The sequence below is a fragment of the Rhizobium sp. BK619 genome (assembly GCF_014195245.1).
Classification (GTDB): Bacteria; Pseudomonadota; Alphaproteobacteria; order Rhizobiales; family Rhizobiaceae; genus Rhizobium; species Rhizobium acidisoli.
In genome coordinates this window covers 304,575-322,894 of the sequence record NZ_JACIBH010000009.1, presented here as the reverse complement: position 1 = coordinate 322,894, position 18,320 = coordinate 304,575, and the positions used below count along the sequence as shown (strand labels likewise).

The window sequence follows — 18,320 nt, the reverse complement described above, 5'->3', positions numbered from 1 at the left end:
TCTGAAGAGAATATTACACTCATCAGGAGATAAGGCCGAAGATCACTCAACCGGTCTTCAATTGCGCCATCGCAAGCAGCGTGTCCGCGCTTATCGACGCTGAGCCGGTGAGGATCGAAAGTGCCGACGACGTGGTACCCGTGCCGTTGGCGACATCATACATGGCGGTGAAGCGTTTGATCAGATCGTCGACTTTGTCGGGATCTGCCAGATCCTTGATGTCGATGAAGTTGTTGACCATCTCGGCTTGCTTGTCGACGTCCATGTTCGAGACATAACTGGACAGGTTGAAGGTCGTGGTAAAGAACTGGAAGAGCGCGCTGTCGCCCAGAATGCCATAGGCGCTCGAGATCTCCGGCGCCTTGCGCTGGAAGTAGAGCGCCAGGCGCACGCCGGTGTTGCTGTCGCCCTGGTCGTCTTCGAGCGTCAGCCTGACATAGGAGTCGATCGTTTCCAGCACGTCGCCGCGCTGCTGCACCGTCCCGGTGGGATCGGCGGAGATATTGCCGTCCTGATCGAAATTGAACGAGCCGACGAGTTCGGCGAAGCGACTGTCATCCAGCTTGTTGACGTAACTGTCTTCGTCGTCGAGATCGGAAGAAAACATCTTCTTCAATTGGTCCGAGGTGACATCGTCCGGGTCGAGCCCCTTTGCCTCGAGCGCAAGGCTAACCAGGCGATCATCGGCGAGAAATTCGCTCGCCGTCGTGATCGTCGCCATCTGCTCGCGGAAATAGCTGATCTCCTCATCCGCCGCGTCGGTCGCCTCGGTCAGTTCGTCCCCGTCGAGGTAGCGGATCTTGTTCTGCTTGTAATAGGCGGCATAGTCGTCGACGACGGATTCCGACATGGCCTGCAAGGGAACGGTGACGTCGCCATCGCTGTCGAAGTTGAATGCTTTGCGAAAAGCGACGAACCGGTCGTCGTCCAGGCTGTTGACATAGCTTTTAGAATCCGTGGGATCGCTTTCGAGAATTTTCCGCACCTGGCTTCTCGAAACGCTGTCCGGATCGATGTCGAAGGCGCGCAACGCCATTTCCCACATTTCCGGGAGATCGTCATTGTCGTCATCGTCATCATCGGCATTCGAGACGAGGAAATCATCGATCGAGGTGACGCTGGCGATGCGCGTCGTGTAGTTGTCGACGGCATCTTCCGTGTCGGTATTGGCGATCAGCACCTGATAGTTTTCATCGAAGGCCGCCGTGGTCGTGGCGGTCTGTTCCGACGTCTGGGCGGTGTCGCCATCGGCAAGCGCGCCGTCCTCATCGAAATTGAAGGCGTCGTGCAGATCCGACAGGCCGATCGCGTCGGCAATATCGGCGCTTTTCAGTGCTGCGGAAATGAAGGTGTCGGATTCGTCGTCGGTCAGCCCGTAGGCGATCCTGAGATAGCCGACCAGCTTGTCGTCGTTCATCAACTGATCGACGGAGGTGATGTTTCCAATTTCCGCCGCGAAATAGGTGTCATAGGCCTCTCCGGTGTCCGAAGAGGCAACGGTCGAGGAAGCCACCGCATAGCCGCTCGTCACCAGAGAGATCTGGTCTTCCGACATCACGTCGCCGTCGGTCGAGCCGTCCTCGTTGAAGTTGAAGGCCTTCGCCAGGCTGACATAGACGTCGTCGCCGAGCTGATTGACGAAGCTGTCGGAATCGTCGAGGTCGCTCGTCAAAACCTGCTTGAGGAAACTGCTGGAGGTGTAATCGGTGCTGAGACCGAAGGCCGTCAGCGCATAATTCTTCAGTCTCGAACTCGACAGGAAATCATCGACCGACGTGATCGACGAGATATTCTCTTCGAAATAATCCGTCTCGTCCGCAATGTCTTCCGCCTCGGTGTCGAAGGAACTCTCATAAGCATCCAGCAGAGTGTCCCGCTGCACGTCCGATTGCGCCGTCTTCGTTTCTCCGCCGAATTTGAAGGCAGCGGCGAACTCGGCATAGCGGCCGTCGCTCAAACTGTTGGCAAAGCTCGATGAATCGCTGAGGTCGCTTTCCAGCACCTTCTTCATGAAGGCCTTGGCATAGGTCATGTCGTCGAGCCCGTAGGCCTTCATCGCATAGGAATAGAGCTTGTAATCGCCCATGAACTCGTCGACCGTCGTGACCTTGCCGATGTTTTCCTTGTAATAGGCGCTGTCGCGGGAAACCGTGCCCTGGGACGCCACACTCGAGAGGCTGGCGTTCAGATTACGTGCGACTGCGAGATAGCTTACATAGGTGGAAACCAACGTCTGTCCCTTTTCATGGGCGCGGCAGCGCACGCGACAGCCTGCCGGCAGCCGCGGTGAAAATTTCGATCTTTGCTGGGATGTCGTCGCAGGTCATGGCGATGTGCAGCCACATTCATGTGGCCGAATCAACTTAAAAGAACTCTATAGTTCTATAATTTATCCAATGTGGAATTGGAAGACAAAAGTCGAAGGATCGTTTTTTAGGGTTTACGAGGCCCCGACGCCGACGGCGAAGATTGCGATGCAGCGGCGAAGATGGGCGAGCAGTCCGGCCCGGTCGGGCCAGGCCTGGGCGCGCCCTTCCGGCGGGCCCATACCGCCAAAGATCATGTCCATCAGCATCCGGGCTCCGCTCGCCGGATCATCAAGCGTCAATCTGCCTTCCGCCCGGCGATCGCTCAACCAGTCAGCGAGGTGTTGGCGGCTGGCAAGCATGCCTTCGCGCTGCAGAATGTCGATAAGCTCTGGAAACTGCGCCGCTTCGCGAAAGACGAGCTGCAGAAAACCGGCGCGGTCCGCATCCTTCTCCTCATCCATATCGATCATGAAGATATGTTCGAGGCTTTCGGCGATCGGAAGGTCTTCCGCGGGCCTCGGCAGGTCGAGCATCAGGCGCCGATGCGCGCCCACCACGGCGGCAAACAGCTCTTCCTTGCTCTGAAACAGCTTGTAGAGCGTCTGTTTCGAGACACCAGCCTCGGTGGCAACCACCGCGGTGGTGCTTCCGGCATAACCGTATTTTACAAAAACACGGCGGGCGATTTCGACGATATGCGTCCGCTTGTCCTCATCGCTGGAGACTTTCGGCCGGCCTCGCTTGCGCGGCTCATCTGCGGGCTCATCGACACCATCCATGACGATCTAAACCGCTCTACCGAAGCGCACGCCGATGGCCCTGAAAAGCGGACTGCGATTTCTGAGGGATGACTTTTTCGGTTGTGGCATTAGCAATTTCGATTTAGAGAACTCGTAAGTTCTGTAATGCGTTGCATCCCCACCCTCTTTAGCGATGGAGCGCTTATGACGACAATTTCCGCCGCAACATCGGTTTCTTCCTATTCCTATAGCAAGAACTCGACATCCGCATCCCAGGACATCCTATCCTGTAATACGGTTTCGGCAAAAAAATCAACCACAAGCCAGCAGACCAGCGAAGACTCGACCAACAGCGCCGAGAAACTCATGTCCCAGCTGATGTCGCTGACGATGAATGGCCTTAGCGGACAGTCCGGCTCCAGCGGGGAACAGGACGGCGAAGAAGGCATGGATGTTGCGCAGCTCGACACCGATGGCGACGGCTATGTGAGCAAGGCCGAGTTTGTCGCAGCCAGGCCGTCCGACGTGACCGAGGATCAGGCGGGCACGCTGTTCGATAGCTTCGACAGCGAAGATTCCGGCTCGCTGTCGGTCGATGCGCTCACCGAGGCCATGTCCGCCCAGAGATCGCAGCGTGCGGGCGGGCCACCACCGCCGCCGCCCGAAGGCGATGACGAGCTTTCGTCGCTGCTCTCCGATCTCGATACCGATGGAGACGGGCTGGTGAGCAAGGCCGAATTCGTCGCAGGCCGGCCGTCCGATGTGAGCGAGGATCAGGCAGGCACGCTGTTCGACAGCTTCGACAGCGAGAGCGCCGGCTCGCTGTCGGTCGACGCATTGACCGAGGCGATGTCCGCTCAGTCGTCGCAACGCCCCGACGGACCGCCGCCACCGCCGCCCGCCGAGGATGAGCAGACCGCATCCCTGCTCTCCGATCTCGATACCGATGGCGACGGGCTCGTATCATTGGACGAATTCATGGCCGGCAGGCCGGACGACGTTACCGAAAGCCAGGCGAGCCAGCTTTTCGATCTGCTCGACACATCGGGCACCGGTTCATTGTCCACAAGCGCCACGAGCTGACAGACGATAAGGAGCGTCGCGTCGCAGTTGCTGGAGAAGCTGTAACGCAACGGTCTGACAGCGGCCCGGCAATCGAGCCGGCAGAGCTTTCAACCGGGCCGCTGAACTATCGAAGCATTTACATGGTGCGCCGTGAAAGGCGCACCAGACCAGCGCGCGGATGAGCCGCAGCGCCTATCGCCATCACGGGGTCAATCCAGACAATCAGATCATCCACCGGTGTGGGCTTTGCCCGGCGCCAGCGATGTCGTGCGCCCGTTATTCGGGCCTGGAGGCCTCTCGTCACATGGCATGTTCCCAAACCTTAAAGGATTGAGCCATGAGCATATTTGGAAGCATGAAAACCGCCGTCTCCGGCATGAGCGCCCAGGCAAACCGGCTGAGCACGGTTTCCGACAATATCGCCAACGCAAACACGGTCGGCTACAAAGCCGTTTCCACGTCCTTCTCGTCGCTGGTGCTGCCGTCGTCGTCAGGCAATTACAATTCCGGCGGCGTCCAGACATCCGTGCGCCAGGCGATTTCTCAACAGGGCGACATCTCCTATACGACCTCGGATTACGACCTGGCGATATCAGGCGACGGCTTCTTCATCGTGCAAAGCGCCGATGGCACCCCGGTCCTCACCCGGGCCGGCGACTTCTCCGTCGACAGCGACGGCAACCTGGTCAACGGCGCCGGTTTTACCCTCATGGGATATTCCTACGATTCCGGTGTGCCTGCGGTTGTTGTCAACGGCTTCGATGGGCTGGTGCCGGTCAACGTATCCCAATCGGGATTGAGCGCGGTCGCTTCGACCAGCGCCTATTTCAGCGGCAACCTGAATTCCGAGGCAACCGTCGTCACCGATACGACGACACTGCCGAGCGCCAACACGTCCGATGTCACCGACGATACGCAGAAGATGTCGCTCGTTGCCTATGACAGCCTCGGCGGCACCGTCCAGTACGACTACTATTTCACCAAGACAGGTGTCACGACGGATTCCGCCGGCGCGGTCACCGGAAGCACCTGGGAGGTAGCGGTTTACCGCAATGCCGATGCCACCACCGGCGGAACGACGTCCTTCCCTTACTCCTCCGACGCCGTCAGCGTTGCAACACTCTCCTTCGACGCCGACGGTCAGCTGACCTCTGCGGCCGATACCGATATCGTCGATCCGGTCACCGCACAGACGATCACCATGGATTATTCGGACTTCACCCAGCTCGCCTCCGACTTCTCGGCGACGGGCTCCGCCGACGGTCAGGCCGCAAGTGCGGTGAGTGCGGTATCCATCGGCACGGACGGGGTGGTGTCGGTTTCCTATGCGAACGGGGCGACCAAGGCTCTGTATCAGATCCCGCTTGCGACGGTCGCCAGCCCCGACAATCTGACGCTGCTCAGCGGCAACGTCTACAGCGCCAACGGCCAGTCGGGCGTTACCGTCACCGGCTTTCCGCAGACAAACGGGCTCGGCTCCATTCAATCAGGCGCCCTCGAGAGCTCGAACGTCGATCTCGCCGGCGAACTGACGGAGATGATCGAGGCGCAGCGCAGCTATACCGCCAATTCGAAGGTGTTTCAGACCGGCTCCGATATCATGGATGTCCTCGTCAACCTGAAACGATAGAGGGAGCGCCTAGATGTCGCTTACCTCCGCCTTGAACAGCGTCCAAAGTATTTTCAACAATACGGGTCAGCAAAGCAGTGTCGTCTCGACCAACATCGCCAATGTCGGAAATTCCGACTATGTAAGACGGGAGGCGTCGATCACGACGTCTCTCTCCGGCGCCCAGGTCGTCAGCATCAGCCGGGCGCAGGAAACTGCGCTGCTGGCGCAATATCTGCAATCGAACTCCAAGGACAGTGCCCAGCAGACGCTGGTGACCGGCCTCGAAAGCTTGAAGTCGCTGATGGGCGGCAACGATTACGAGACCTCGCCGAGCACATACCTCTCAGCATTTCAGCAGGCGCTGCAGACCTTTGCCACATCGCCGAGCAGCACGACCGCGGCGCAATCGGCCGTCACCGCCGCGCAGGATCTCGCCAATTCGCTGAATACCGCAAGCGACGGCGTCCAGTCGATCAGAGCCGATGCCGATGCCGAGATCGCCACGCAGGTCTCCTCGCTGAATACGCTGCTGTCGCAGTTCGAGACGGCCAACAATGCCGTCAAGCTGGCGACGGCGACGGGCGCCGATACCTCCTCGGCGCTCGACGAGCGAGAAAAGCTGTTGAAGCAGATCTCCTCGATCGTCGGCGTCACCACCGCTGTGCGCGACAACAACGACATGGCGCTCTACACCTCCGACGGCACCGTGCTGTTCGAGACCGTACCGCGCACCGTCACATACGTGCCGACGACAACCTACGTCGCCGGAACGGAGGGCAATTCCGTCTATATCGACGGCGTTGCGCTCGACGCCGGCGAGGGATCGACGACCAGCGCCTCGGGCAGCCTGCAGGCGCTGCTGCAGCTTCGCGACGACATCGCGCCGACATTCCAGGCGCAGCTCGACGAGATCGCCAAGTCGCTCGTCCAGGCCTTCTCGGAAACCGATGGCAGCACCAGCACGCCGGGACTTTTCGTCTGGACCACCGCGTCGGGGACATCAGGGGGCACACCGTCGGATTCCGACGATATCACCGGCATCGCCTCTTCGATCTCGGTCAATCTTGCCGTCGTTACCAGCGAGGGCGGCGATGCCACGAAGCTGCGCGACGGAACGATCAGCGGCATCACCGATCTCAACAGCGCAGGAGACAGCGGTTTCTCGGACAATCTCGACGCCCTCTATACGGCGTTGACGGAACAGCGCTCGTTCTCCTCAGACGCCGGTCTTTCCACCACGCAAAGCCTGATGGATTACGCCAGTTCCTCCATCGGCTGGCTGGAACAATATCGCAGCGATGCAACGTCGGCCTCCGAAAACACGACTGCCGCGCTGTCGCGATCCGACGAAGCCTATTCCAACGAAGCCGGCGTCAACCTCGACGAGGAGCTGACGCTCCTCCTTGATATCGAACAATCCTACAAGGCGGCGACGAAGATCCTGAACGTCATCGACGAGATGTTCAAGTCGCTCCTCGACATAGCGAGCTAGTCATGAAAGCCTCTTTTGTCTCATCATCGGCGATGCAGAACGTCCTGCGGCTAACCATCAGCCAGTCCCAGACCAAGTTGCAGCAGGCCTCGACGGAAGCGACGACCGGAACCTACGCCGATATCGGCGTATCGCTTGGCGCCGGCGCCGCAAAAACGATCAGCCTCAGCAGCGCTATCGACCAGGCCGCCTCGTTCCAGACGAGCAATGCCGTCGTCGAACTGCGCATGGACGCATCGCAGACCGCCCTTTCCAGCCTCAAGGATGCCGGCGACAGCCTGGTTTCGAACCTGACCGCGCTCCAGGCGAGCCAGGACACGACCAGCATCGCCGTTGCCCTGCAGACCGCAGGCTCCACGATTTCGCAGCTGATCTCGACGGCGAATACCTCAGTCAATGGCGAGTTCCTGTTTGGCGGAACCAACCTCGACAGCCAGCCGCTGACCGATCAGTCCTCCACGGTTTCGGATACGATCGTCACGGCGCTCGGGGACTATGCAACCGGTCTTGGAAAGGACGTCAACGAGCTGACCGGCGACGAAATCGGCACCTTCATCACCGGCACGGTCGAGCCGATGTTTTCCGAAAGCGGCTGGACGGACGCTTCTGCGGGCTGGTCGACTGCCTCCAGCACCGACATGACGAGCCGGATCAGCAGCTCGGAAACCATCACCTCGTCCACCAACGCCAATTCCGAAGGCATGCGTTATCTGGCGCTTGCCTCCGTCGTCGTCTCCGCCCTCTTCGGCCAGGATCTGAGCTCCGACGCGCAGAGCACCGTCGCAACGAAGGCGATCGGTTATGCGGCGCAGGCGACATCGGGCATCGTCACGCAGCAAAGCCAGCTCGGCCTCTCGCAGGAGCGGCTCGAAAAGGCGAATGACGCCCTCGATGCCCAGTCGAGCCTGCTCCAGGGAAAACTCGTCGATCTCCAGGGCGTGGATGCCTACGAGGCGTCGACACTCGTCAACCAGCTGCAGACGCAGCTGGAAACGGCCTACACGCTCGTCTCGAAACTCCAGGGCCTGAGCCTGGTCAACTATCTCTGACGGATTGAACATGCGGGAATTAAAACGGCTGCAAATGCCGGCCTTAACCAGAGAGCCCAACGCGAGCTGCTCCGAAATCGTGGCGGAGGCGGCCTTCGCTCTTGCCTCCGGCATCATCAACACGATCCCTTTCGTCGGCAACAAGCTCGACGAACAACAGGCCCAGGCTTGGCCGCGATCGGGGATTTTCACTGATGACGGCGTCGAGATGACCGGCACGCCGCCTGAAATATTCGAGCTTTGCGAGCTCCTGGCGTCGTATATCGAGAAAGGTTCGTCATTCGACGTCTTCGAGGTTTTCCACAAGATTGCTCGGATCGACCGCTTGATCGACTGGCGTCAGGGCGCCTTGCTTTCCCCCGAGTCTGAGAACACAAGGCATTGATAGACTATGTAAAATACCTTCCGGAAGACGTTGTAATCCTGCCCGCGTCGCCAGGCGGCATGGTATAGGCCGGGCTTGCATGTCGCCTGTGCGTTGCGGCAGGGTGGACCTTGCCTTAAAGGAGACCGAGGCTGCTGCCGAAGGTCTTTTGGCAACGGTCTTTCAGGGACCAAGTGTGTTGTCGATGTCAAAGCCGCGCGCGAAGCTGCCATTCTCCGAAGAGACCTTGCAGGCCATGCTGATCCGCGTGCTGCGCCCGCTGGTCAAACTCGCTCTCGCTTCCGGTTTCAACTTCACCGCCTTTACCACGGTTCTTCGCCGCCTATACATCGAGGTGGCGGAGAAGGAATTCGCGCTGCCGAACAAGCAGCAGACGGATAGCCGCATCTCACTCCTGACGGGCATCCACCGCAAGGACGTCAACCGGCTGCGCGGACTGGCGCTCGACCCCTCATTCCTCACCGTCGGCGTTTCACAGACGAGCCGCATCCTTGCCCGCTGGCTTGCCGACCCGCTCTATTGCGATGCTGAGGACAGGCCGAGCGCTCTGCCCCGAACATCGAGCGACGGCAGTCCGTCATTCGAAAGCCTGGTGAGCGACATCACCAAAGACGTCCATCCGCGCTCCATCCTGGACGAATGGCTGGACCGAGGCATCGTCGTTCTCGATGAGGACGGCCGGGTCCAGCTCGACCTCTCATCGATCGTCCCGAATGCCGGCGACGACGCCCGCCGGCATTACTTCACCCGCAACCTTCGTGATCATGTGCAGGCGTCGGTCATGAACCTTATGAATGAGCCTCCTCCCTATTTCGAACGCGCCGTTCACTATGACGGCATGTCGCCCGCGCTGGCGGCCCGGCTCGACGAGCTTGCGCGCCAGGAAAGCATGACGCTGCTCCTGAAGCTCAACAAGATCGCCCATCAGGCGATCAAGGACGATGCCGGCGGCAACAGCCGCTGGATCGCGGGGCTCTATGTCATGACCGAGGAACGCGAAACGGATCCTGCGGCAGAAACCGCCTCCAAGCAGGAGATCGACGAATGAGCCCGTCGGCGATCTCGAGAAGACAGTTTCTGCTGGGCGGCATCGCGCTTCAGGTCCTGCGGCCGGAACTTGCCGCCGCGCAGCCGACAAGCACCAGCGATCACGGAATCGGCGGGTCCGGTCTTGCCATCCAGGGCGGCGGCGAGAACGAAGATCATGGGATTGGCGGAACCGGCATTGTCGGGACCATCCAGGGTTTCGGCAGCATCATCGTCAACAATATTCACATACCGTTCAGCGCGACGACGCCGATCGAGATCGATGGACGGCGCGTACTCGCGAGCGCGATGAAGGTCGGCCATGTCGCCCGGGTGCTGCTGACAGGAAAGCGCGCCGCCCGCATTACGATCGTCAGCGAGGTTCAGGGCCGCATCGACCGGATTGATAAGACCGGCATGACCATATTGGCGCAAACCGTCGACACATCAGGTTTAGCGACGAAGGGCCTGCGGAAAGGCAAGCGGGTTGCCGTGTTCGGCATCCGCAAACCAGACGGTACGATTATTGCCCGGCGTATCGAGCCTCGCTCCGTCTCCGACGGCGCCCATCTTCGCGGCGTTCCCGTCAAGAGCGGCAACCGCGTCCTGATCGGCGGCCTTTCGCTTGGAAGCACGCATGGCTACCTCGCCGGCAAACAAACGCTCGTGCGTCTCAAGGCGATCGCCGATCGCTTGGTGATTACCCGCGTTCAGACCGAACCGGTGGTGCCGGGCCTCAAACGCGGCATCGTCAATATCGAAACCTTCCGACCCACGGACAGAGGCGAGGCGGGTTCCGGAGCTGGGGGTTCGGCACCGTCCGGCTCGATGCGGCTCTCTCCCGATGGTCACGGCTTCGTCGATATCGGCGTCCGGGATTCGAGCAGAATGACCGGCTTTCCCGGACCTGGTCCCGATGGTTTTGGTTCCCGCCCGCCGCACGGCCCTGGGGATGGGCCGCGGCCCGATCACTCGCCTTTCGGCAGAGGCGGGCCAGGCGGAGATTTTCCCGATCCGGACAGGCGAGGCCCGCCACCCGGCCCTGGCGGCCCGCCTCCTGGGCCGCCGCCCCCGGGCCCGCACTGAAACGCTGTCACCCATATTGACAAATGGGAAGTTTTCCCATTTTATTGCTCTTGCGAATTCGCATTGGGTGATTCCAGGACGGGTTTGCCGATTGGCTAGCGGGTTCGCCCCACGCCCGCTAGCCAATCGTTTGATTTTAAAACGCTTTTTAAGTCAAACCATGTGCACGCGTAATTGCGGGGATGGCCCACCGCTCGATGGCGCCGTCCGAACCAGGTCATCATTGCCCAAGAGGAATCAGAAATTGCTTTGGCTGGAACGCGAACCGGATATTTCGATCGAGATGGACGAGCCTACCGTCGTCGCGACCTGGGAAAACCGCACGCAAATCATCGAAATCATGCAAAGCGCGCGTGAGATGAGCCAAGAATTCCAAAATCTTTGGAAGAACAGCGGCGAAACGGGCCGGCTCAGCCAGGACGATACGGATAGATTGGTCGAGCTGCTGCGCGAGATCGGCGACCTCAATAATACGCTGATGCGATTGGCGTGAAAGGCATCGTTGCCGGATTATCACTGACGGCCGACTGCTGCTGAACGTCGGCAACTGAACAACCGTCCCGCCAGGATTTGGTTCGTTACTTCCTCTCACCGCCAGGCATCAAAAGGTCCATGGGGAGATCAATTCAAGCCCAGTGGTCGCGAAATCGTCGAGGTTTCGCGTGGCAAGTCGACTGCCATTGACCCGCGCAATTGCGGCGATCATGCCATCCGGCGCTGACATTCCGCGCCCCCGACGAGCGGCATCGCCCATGATGTCGCCGTAGGCGAGAGCAGCCTCCTCGGTCAAACCAAAAATCCGATCCGCGAAACGCCGGCGCCATTCGGACAGCCCCCGTTCGAGGCGTTCGGCTCGCTGATCGGGCCGGATCTTCTGGATGCCGAAAGCGATTTCGGCAATCGTCACCGTCGGCAGCGCCAATTCAGCATCATGACGGACGAGCCATGCGGTCACGGCTTCGTTGGGAGATTTTTTCAAGGTTTCCGAAACAACGTTGGTATCGAGAAAAATCAAAGCTCAATGCCCTTATGAACCTGCCGGCCTTTCTTGATGACGGCTTCAAGGTCGATGTCCGTCCCGCTTTGCTGCGACAGCCTATGATAAAAGGACGCAGCCGGCTCTCGACCAGCTTCACGGATTTCGTAAGATTCGAGGGCGCGCTCGACAATGTCGGCTATCGAGCGGTTTTCGCGGCGCGCAAGCCGGTGCGCGAGATCACGCGCCTTTGCGCTTCGTACGGAAAGCTGCGGTTCGGCCATATTGATCTCCTTTTCCAGTAAATATAGCCACCGCTACGCCTGCCATCAAGATGGCAAATGATGGCTTGATATTGGGATGCTCCTAGCAAACGCATCATTACCCCAATTTTGGACAATCGGCGGGCGAGAAAAAAGCCGGCCAATCCCTGACCGTTAAAGGAATTAACTATATTTCAGTGGTCTTGCGAAATAATGCGGTACGTAGATCAGGCCTTTCGACGTGGAAAGGCCACAAGTTATTTGGAGAAAAGCCTTGGCTTTTACTATTGCCCGTAGCCTGGTGGCATTTGGTGTCGCCGTTTCAGCAGGTCTTTTCATGTCGATCGGATTGCAGCACTCGGCCCTCGAACGGCTGAAGGTCAACGGCCCGGTTTACGAGCAGGTCGTCTACGGCAAGGATTTGATCGCCGATATTCTGCCGCCGCCGCTGTTTGTGGTCGAATCCTACATGCTGTCCTTCGAGGCGAGCAAATTTCCCGAGCTCACCGACACCAATCTTGCCAAGATCGCCAATCTCAAGGCCGCTTACGACGACCGCCGCGCCTATTGGAAAATCACCCGGCTGCCGCAAGCGTTGAAGGACGAGCTTGAAAACGATGTCATCGCCAAAGGCGACAAATTCTGGGACGTGATGAACCGCGAGATCATTCCCGCCCTGACCGCCAAGGATGAAGACAAGGCGCATGGGGCGATCGAGCAGTTGCGCATCGCCTTTCATTCTCACCAGGACGCGGTGGAGAAACTCGTCGCCAATTCCGATGCCTTCCTGAAGGGCGAGGAGCGCAATGCCGCTTCGGAAATCGTCACCTGGACGATCTATGCAGGTGGCGCTGGCTTCGGATCCTTCGCTTTGTTGCTGGTCGGGCTCTATCTCCTACGCCGCCGCGCCATCGTGCCGCTCGACGGCATGAAAGCCTATATGGGCAACCTCGCAGACGGCGATTTTTCGACCGAGGTTCCCTATGCCAGCCGTTCCGACGAGATCGGCGCCATGTCCAAGGCTGTGGCGGTCTTCCGCCGCAACGCGCTCGAGCGGCAGGACGCGCAGAAGCGCGAGACAGCGCTTCGCGATGCGGAATTTGAACGCGAACGCAGCCAGATGGCCGACAAGGCCGCCGAAGAGCAGGTCCGCGAAACGGTGATCGCTCAACTGACCCACGGCTTGGACCAGCTATCGCACGGCAATCTCGATTGCCGGATCGCCACACCCTTTGCCGCCGCTTACGAGACTTTGCGCGCCAAGTTCAACGACAGCATGGACGCGCTTTGCGCCTCGATGGCCGAGATCGCCCAAACCTCCAAACAAGTGGACAGCGCCTCGGCCGACATTACCGGTGCAACCGAGAGCCTCGCATCGCGCACGGAACAGCAAGCCGCGATGCTCGAAGAGGCCACAGCCGCGCTCGGCGAGATGAATAGCAAGGCGAAAGACGCCTCCGATCATGCCTGCAAGGCGACCGGCATGATGGCCGAGACCCGCAACAGCGCCGAACATTCGGCGGCCGTCGTTCGCGAAGCGATCGCCGCCATGGAACGGATCGAAGGTTCGTCGTCGCAGATCGGCGACATCGTCAATGTCATCGATGAAATCGCCTTCCAGACCAATCTCCTGGCGCTGAATGCCGGGGTTGAAGCGGCCCGTGCAGGCGAAGCCGGCAAGGGTTTTGCCGTCGTAGCGCAGGAGGTGCGGGAACTCGCCATGCGCTCGGCCAACGCCGCCAAGGAGATCAGGGCTCTGATTTCCACATCCTCGTCGCAGGTTTCCAACGGGGTGGAGCTTGTCAACCGCACCGGCAAGGCGCTTCAGGAAATCGAAGGACAGGTCGAGCAGGTTGCCGGGCTCATCGCCCGGATCGTGTCTGTATCCTCCGAGCAGGCGGTGGCGATCCGCGAGATCAATGCCTCCGTCAATGCTCTCGACCAGGTGACGCAACACAACGCGACGATGGCCGTCGAAACCGCTTCGGCCTGCCGCGCCCTCGGCACCCAAACGCAGACATTGGAAGGGGTCGTCAGGCGCTTTCAGATCGACGCGGCAGCGAGCATGTCAAGGCCGCGTCAAGCGGCTTGATTGCCGGCCTCTTCAGCCGGTAACGATCGCGACCACGGCGACGCAATCGCCTGACTTGACCAGTCCGGGAAAATGCCGGGCGCAGAGTATGCCATCCATGCCGGCGCGGACCTCGTGAGGGGCCACTCCGGTCCGCCCGGTCGGATAGATGCGAGCGATGACCGCATCCTTACTGACGGCTTCACCGAGATCGATGACGGGCTCGATCAACCCGCCCTCCTCAGCGAAGGAAAAACACCGGCCGTCCGGCATGTCGAGCCAGGTCGTTGGACCGATATCGGCGGCGCCCGCAACGATCCCGGCATGACGCAGCACGTCCATGGTGCCGCGCTTGGCAATCGCCGCACTCTTGGCCGTAGCCGTCCCGCCGCCGCCGAGTTCCGTGGTGATGAAGACCTTGCCCATCTCCTCGGCCGCGGTGTCGTACATGCCGACCGCATCGATCTCCAGCATCTTCATCGAATAGGGCGCGGCAAAGGCTGTCACATATTCCAAAGCCTGCGCCTCCTGCTGCTTGTTTGGCAGGATATGGGCCGCGCAGAACGGCAGAAAATCGAGCGTCTTGCCGCCGGAATGGAAATCGAGAACCAGATTGGCCATCGGCAGGAGCACGCGCTGGAAATAGTCGGCGATCTTCTCCGTCACCGTGCCGTCCGGGCGGCCCGGAAAGCTGCGGTTCATATTGCCCCTGTCGATCGGCGAGGTCCGGGTTCCCGCCATGAATGCCGGATAATTCATCGCCGGCACGATGATGACAGCGCCACTCACCTCCTCGGCCTTCAGCGAGCGCGCAAGGTCGAAAAGCGCGATCGGTCCTTCATACTCGTCGCCATGATTGCCGCCGGTCAGCAGCGCCGTCGGTCCCTTGCCGTTCCTGACGACCGTTATCGGGATCATCACCGAACCCCAGGCGGAATCGTCGCGGCTGTAAGGCAGCCTCAGGAAACCGTGCTGGACGCCCTCGGCGGCGAAATCCACCGTCGCGCTGATCGGCGACGGCCGCAAGTCAATCTCTGTCATGCCAGCCTCAATCCTTGACCATCAGCCTGCGCGGCACATTGGCGAAACATTCGACACCGCTCTCGGTGATCAGGATGCTCTCGGTCGTTTCGAAACCCATGTCGTCGAGCCAGAGGCCGGTCATGAAATGAAAAGTCATGCCGGGCTTCAACTCGGTCCGGTCGCCCGGCCGCAGGCTCATGGTGCGCTCGCCCCAGTCCGGTGGATAGGACAGACCGATCGGGTAACCGGTGCGGTTGTCCTTGACGATGCCGTATTTCTTCAGCACGGCGAAGAAGGCGTTGGCGATGTCCTCGCAGGTGTTGCCGGGCTTGGCGACGGCAAGACCGGCCTCCATGCCTTCCAATGTCGCCTTCTCGGCATCGAGAAAGGCCTGCGTCGGCTTGCCGAGGAAAACGGTGCGCGACAGCGGCAGGTGATAGCGGTTGTAGCAGCCGGCGATCTCGAAGAAAGTGCCCTCACCCTTTTTCAGCGGCCGGTCGTCCCAGGTCAGATGCGGTGCGGATGCTTCGACGCCGGACGGCAGCAACGGCACGATTGCCGGATAATCGCCGCCGATGCCGTCGACGCCACGGGTGCCGGCATCATAGATTTCCGCGACCAGATCGCACTTACGCATGCCGACCTCGATCTTGTCGAAGATGCGGGCGTGCATCGCCTCGACGATGCGTGCGGCATTGCGCATATACTTGATTTCGGTCTCGCTCTTGACCGCACGCTGCCAGTTGACCAGCGCCGTCGCGTCGACGAAGCGGGCGTTCGGCAGATGTTTCTGCAGCGCGGCGAAGGCAGCCGCCGAGAACCAGTAATTGTCCATCTCGACGCCGATCGTCAGCTTGCTAGAGTCGCGCTCCGTCAGGATGCCGGAAAGGTAATCCATCGGATGGCGCTCGGTCGACTGCACGTAATGATCGGGATAACCGACGATGTTGTCGTGCTTCAGATAGGTGGTGAACTTGGCGCCGTTGGCATCCTGGCCGCGGCCGAACCAGATCGGCTCGCCCTGCGGCGGCACGATCACTGCCTGGTGCACGTAGAAGGACCAGCCGTCATAACCGGTCAGCCAGGCCATGTTCGACGGGTCGCTGACAACAAGCAGCTCGACGCCCTTCGCCTCCATGGCGCGCCGTGTCTTTTCCAACCGCGCGGCATATTCGCCGAGCGAGAATTTGAGGTTGGGCTGGATCATGTTTCTTCCCTTCTTTCCGTCGGTCAGCTTTCGAATGTGGTCCCGGCTTTTGCCGCATTGGCGCGGGCGAAAGCGAGGGTGGCAATGGCGGTGTCCTGGATGCCAGTTCCCGTGAGGTCGGCGATGGTGATCTGGTCGCTGCTCGTCCGTGCCGGCATCCTGCCGGCGACGATCTGGCCAAGCTCGGCGAAGACCGCGTCGGCCTCGACCAGACCGGCGTCGATTGCGTGATGCAACTCGCCGAGACGCCGCGTCTGCTTGAGGCTGTCGGCGACATAGAGATCGGCGCGTGCGATGATGGCGGGATCGATCTCGTTCTTGTGCTCCGCATCCGAGCCCATGGCCGTCAGATGCTGCCCGGGCTCCAGCCACCCGGTCTGAATGATCGGCGCTTCCGAGGGTGTGGTGGTCACGACGATATCGGCGCCGGAGATTGCGCGCCTTGGATCCAATATCGCGGTGACGGGAAAGCCGAGCCTTGCGGCCAGTTCCGCCGCGGCGCTCTCGGCTTTTGCGGCATCGCGCGCCCATATTCGGGCTTCGCGGATCGGCCGCACCAGCGTCAAGGCTTCAAGCTGCAGCCGCGCCTGCATGCCTGCCCCGAAGATGGCGGCCACGGACGCATTCTCACGCGACAGATATTTGGCCGCGACCGCGCCGGCTGCCGCGGTGCGTATGTCGGTGAGATACCCATTGTCCAGCAGCAGCGCCTGCACCAGCCCGGTCCGGCTCGACAGCAGCACCATCATACCGTTGGTGCTCGGCAGCCCGATCTTCGGATTGTCGAAGAAACCGGGACTGATCTTGATCGCGAAGCCTTCGATCCCCGGGATATAGGCGGTCTTCACATCGACTTCGCCGCGATAGTCTGGAATGTCGAGCCGCAGGATCGGCGGCATGGCGACGGCCTTGGTCGCAAGCGCTGCGAAAGCCTCTTCGATGCAACCGACTGCATCGAGGTCAAGCCCGATGACTTTCCTGAGTTCCGCTTCCGTCAGAATGATCATCCGGCTCATCGCCCATCCTCCCCGAACATCGCCACCTCGCCGTTGATCACCCGGCGGTGCTGTTCCATGTCGACATTTCGGCCCGACAGGATCGCAACGACGGGACCGCCGGAGCGGATCTTTCCCGCAAGCAGCGCCGCGATACCAACGGCGCCCGCGCCTTCGACGACCTCCCGCTCGCAGGCATAGGCGTGGCGCATGCCGGCGGCGATTTCCGCCTCCGTCAGCAGGATGACGTCGTCCAGAAGTTCCCGGCACATGGCGAAGGTCACGCGATTGTCGAGGCCGATGCCGCCGCCGAGCGAGTCTGCAAGGCTCAGCCTTTCCTCGGTCTGCACCGGCCGGCCGGCATCGAGGCTCGCCTTCATCGCCGCACCCCGTTCCATCGTCAGGCCGATCACCTTCGCCTTCGGATTGACGCCCTTGATCGCGGCTGCAACGCCCGCCGCAAGACCGCCGCCGGAGAGAGGCACCAGCACCGTGGCCGCTTCCGGCAAAGCGTCGATAATCTCGACCCCCAGCGTCCCCTGCCCGGCCACGACAGCCGGATGGTCGAAAGGCGGGACCATCACCAGCCCCTCCTCGCCGACCAGCCGGTCGACCTCCTGCTGCGCCTCGTCCTGCGACGATCCGACGATGCGGATTTCGGCACCGAGTCGGCGGATCTCCGAGATCTTGTTCTCCGGCACCAGCTGCGACATGCAGATAGTTGCGACGGCACCTTCAGCCTTCGCTGCATAGGCAAGCGCCCGGCCGTGATTTCCGGTCGAGGCGGCGACGACGCCGCGTGAGCGTTCCGCCGGCGATAAGGAGAGTACCGCATTGGTCGCCCCGCGCAGCTTGAAGCTGCCGGTCGTCTGATGATGTTCGAGCTTCAGCCAGACGGGAACGCCGGCAATGTCGCAAAGCGATGCCGACTGCACCATCGGTGTTTCGACAATCCGGCCGGCGATCCGCCGCGCCGCCGCGCGAATATCCTCCAGCGAAACGGGCAAGGTGCTGACCATGG

At 60.7% G+C, this 18,320-nt stretch carries 17 protein-coding genes; 9 read left to right on the top strand and 8 right to left on the bottom strand.

Features of this window, described 5'->3' with window-relative positions:
* Positions 1-46: 46 nt before the first annotated feature.
* Both FHX14_RS19230 and FHX14_RS19225 read right to left on the bottom strand, forming a co-directional pair.
* Positions 47-2,230, bottom strand: a complete 2,184-nt coding sequence (locus tag FHX14_RS19230) for a DUF1217 domain-containing protein (protein WP_184378137.1) — start codon at positions 2,228-2,230, stop codon at positions 47-49.
* Between the two features lie 210 nt (positions 2,231-2,440).
* A complete protein-coding gene (locus FHX14_RS19225; protein WP_184378136.1) occupies positions 2,441-3,088 on the bottom strand; it encodes a TetR/AcrR family transcriptional regulator in 648 nt (215 codons plus the stop codon).
* 165 nt (positions 3,089-3,253) lie between these two features.
* Here FHX14_RS19225 and FHX14_RS19220 point away from each other — a divergent pair, with 165 nt between their 5' ends.
* From FHX14_RS19220 to FHX14_RS19185, 8 genes are all read left to right on the top strand, one after another.
* The gene (locus FHX14_RS19220) at positions 3,254-4,132 is read left to right on the top strand and encodes an EF-hand domain-containing protein (protein WP_184378135.1); all 879 of its coding nucleotides are present in this window, start codon (positions 3,254-3,256) and stop codon (positions 4,130-4,132) included.
* A 319-nt stretch (positions 4,133-4,451) separates the two neighbouring features.
* Positions 4,452-5,744, top strand: a complete 1,293-nt coding sequence (locus tag FHX14_RS19215; protein ID WP_184378134.1) for a flagellar hook protein FlgE — start codon at positions 4,452-4,454, stop codon at positions 5,742-5,744.
* Positions 5,745-5,757: 13 nt separating this feature from the next.
* Positions 5,758-7,218: a flagellar hook-associated protein FlgK gene (flgK, locus tag FHX14_RS19210; protein ID WP_184378133.1), complete on the top strand. Its 1,461-nt coding sequence runs from the start codon at positions 5,758-5,760 to the stop codon at positions 7,216-7,218.
* Positions 7,219-7,220: 2 nt separating this feature from the next.
* A complete protein-coding gene (locus FHX14_RS19205; protein ID WP_003591509.1) occupies positions 7,221-8,267 on the top strand; it encodes a flagellar hook-associated family protein in 1,047 nt (348 codons plus the stop codon).
* Positions 8,268-8,277: 10 nt separating this feature from the next.
* Positions 8,278-8,652, top strand: coding sequence for a hypothetical protein (locus FHX14_RS19200; protein WP_003591507.1), 375 nt, complete (start codon positions 8,278-8,280; stop codon positions 8,650-8,652).
* Positions 8,653-8,836: 184 nt separating this feature from the next.
* Complete coding sequence (locus FHX14_RS19195) at positions 8,837-9,700, top strand: DUF6502 family protein (protein ID WP_037073559.1); 864 nt, start codon at positions 8,837-8,839, stop codon at positions 9,698-9,700.
* The gene (locus FHX14_RS19190; protein WP_184378132.1) at positions 9,697-10,764 is read left to right on the top strand and encodes a DUF5666 domain-containing protein; all 1,068 of its coding nucleotides are present in this window, start codon (positions 9,697-9,699) and stop codon (positions 10,762-10,764) included. The genes FHX14_RS19195 and FHX14_RS19190 overlap by 4 nt, the downstream gene beginning before the upstream one ends.
* Positions 10,765-11,008: 244 nt before the next feature.
* A complete protein-coding gene (locus FHX14_RS19185; RefSeq protein WP_184378171.1) occupies positions 11,009-11,257 on the top strand; it encodes a hypothetical protein in 249 nt (82 codons plus the stop codon).
* 108 nt (positions 11,258-11,365) lie between these two features.
* Here FHX14_RS19185 and FHX14_RS19180 read toward each other — a convergent pair whose 3' ends face one another.
* Positions 11,366-11,779: a type II toxin-antitoxin system VapC family toxin gene (locus FHX14_RS19180; protein WP_179611113.1), complete on the bottom strand. Its 414-nt coding sequence runs from the start codon at positions 11,777-11,779 to the stop codon at positions 11,366-11,368.
* Positions 11,776-12,024: a type II toxin-antitoxin system VapB family antitoxin gene (locus tag FHX14_RS19175; protein ID WP_184378131.1), complete on the bottom strand. Its 249-nt coding sequence runs from the start codon at positions 12,022-12,024 to the stop codon at positions 11,776-11,778. The genes FHX14_RS19180 and FHX14_RS19175 overlap by 4 nt, the downstream gene beginning before the upstream one ends.
* Positions 12,025-12,277: 253 nt before the next feature.
* Between FHX14_RS19175 and FHX14_RS19170 the strand changes: the two genes are divergently transcribed.
* Complete coding sequence (locus tag FHX14_RS19170) at positions 12,278-14,095, top strand: HAMP domain-containing methyl-accepting chemotaxis protein (protein WP_184378130.1); 1,818 nt, start codon at positions 12,278-12,280, stop codon at positions 14,093-14,095.
* Positions 14,096-14,107: 12 nt separating this feature from the next.
* Here the strand turns inward: FHX14_RS19170 and doeB are convergent, their stop codons facing one another.
* The 4 genes from doeB to eutB are packed head-to-tail and all read right to left on the bottom strand — an operon-like array spanning position 14,108 to position 18,318.
* Positions 14,108-15,115, bottom strand: coding sequence for a N(2)-acetyl-L-2,4-diaminobutanoate deacetylase DoeB (gene doeB / locus FHX14_RS19165; RefSeq protein WP_184378129.1), 1,008 nt, complete (start codon positions 15,113-15,115; stop codon positions 14,108-14,110).
* Positions 15,116-15,122: 7 nt separating this feature from the next.
* Positions 15,123-16,304 (bottom strand): ectoine hydrolase DoeA, encoded by a 1,182-nt coding sequence (doeA, locus tag FHX14_RS19160; RefSeq protein WP_183690293.1) that lies wholly within the window; start codon positions 16,302-16,304, stop codon positions 15,123-15,125.
* Between the two features lie 23 nt (positions 16,305-16,327).
* Positions 16,328-17,320 (bottom strand): ectoine utilization protein EutC, encoded by a 993-nt coding sequence (eutC, locus tag FHX14_RS19155; protein WP_184378128.1) that lies wholly within the window; start codon positions 17,318-17,320, stop codon positions 16,328-16,330.
* Complete coding sequence (gene eutB, locus FHX14_RS19150) at positions 17,317-18,318, bottom strand: hydroxyectoine utilization dehydratase EutB (protein WP_184378127.1); 1,002 nt, start codon at positions 18,316-18,318, stop codon at positions 17,317-17,319. Before eutB ends, eutC begins: the two co-directional genes overlap by 4 nt.
* Positions 18,319-18,320: the final 2 nt, after the last annotated feature.

Bases quoted from the DNA above. Each gene is read 5' to 3' on its own strand.
- FHX14_RS19225 (WP_184378136.1), bottom strand. From the start codon at position 3,088: ATGGATGGTGTCGATGAGCCCGCAGATGAGCCGCGCAAGCGAGGCCGG.
- FHX14_RS19220 (WP_184378135.1), top strand. From the start codon at position 3,254: ATGACGACAATTTCCGCCGCAACATCGGTTTCTTCCTATTCCTATAGC.
- FHX14_RS19215 (WP_184378134.1), top strand. From the start codon at position 4,452: ATGAGCATATTTGGAAGCATGAAAACCGCCGTCTCCGGCATGAGCGCC.
- flgK (WP_184378133.1), top strand. From the start codon at position 5,758: ATGTCGCTTACCTCCGCCTTGAACAGCGTCCAAAGTATTTTCAACAAT.
- FHX14_RS19205 (WP_003591509.1), top strand. From the start codon at position 7,221: ATGAAAGCCTCTTTTGTCTCATCATCGGCGATGCAGAACGTCCTGCGG.
- FHX14_RS19200 (WP_003591507.1), top strand. From the start codon at position 8,278: ATGCGGGAATTAAAACGGCTGCAAATGCCGGCCTTAACCAGAGAGCCC.
- FHX14_RS19195 (WP_037073559.1), top strand. From the start codon at position 8,837: ATGTCAAAGCCGCGCGCGAAGCTGCCATTCTCCGAAGAGACCTTGCAG.
- FHX14_RS19190 (WP_184378132.1), top strand. From the start codon at position 9,697: ATGAGCCCGTCGGCGATCTCGAGAAGACAGTTTCTGCTGGGCGGCATC.
- FHX14_RS19175 (WP_184378131.1), bottom strand. From the start codon at position 12,024: ATGGCCGAACCGCAGCTTTCCGTACGAAGCGCAAAGGCGCGTGATCTC.
- doeB (WP_184378129.1), bottom strand. From the start codon at position 15,115: ATGACAGAGATTGACTTGCGGCCGTCGCCGATCAGCGCGACGGTGGAT.
- doeA (WP_183690293.1), bottom strand. From the start codon at position 16,304: ATGATCCAGCCCAACCTCAAATTCTCGCTCGGCGAATATGCCGCGCGG.
- eutC (WP_184378128.1), bottom strand. From the start codon at position 17,320: ATGAGCCGGATGATCATTCTGACGGAAGCGGAACTCAGGAAAGTCATC.
- eutB (WP_184378127.1), bottom strand. From the start codon at position 18,318: ATGGTCAGCACCTTGCCCGTTTCGCTGGAGGATATTCGCGCGGCGGCG.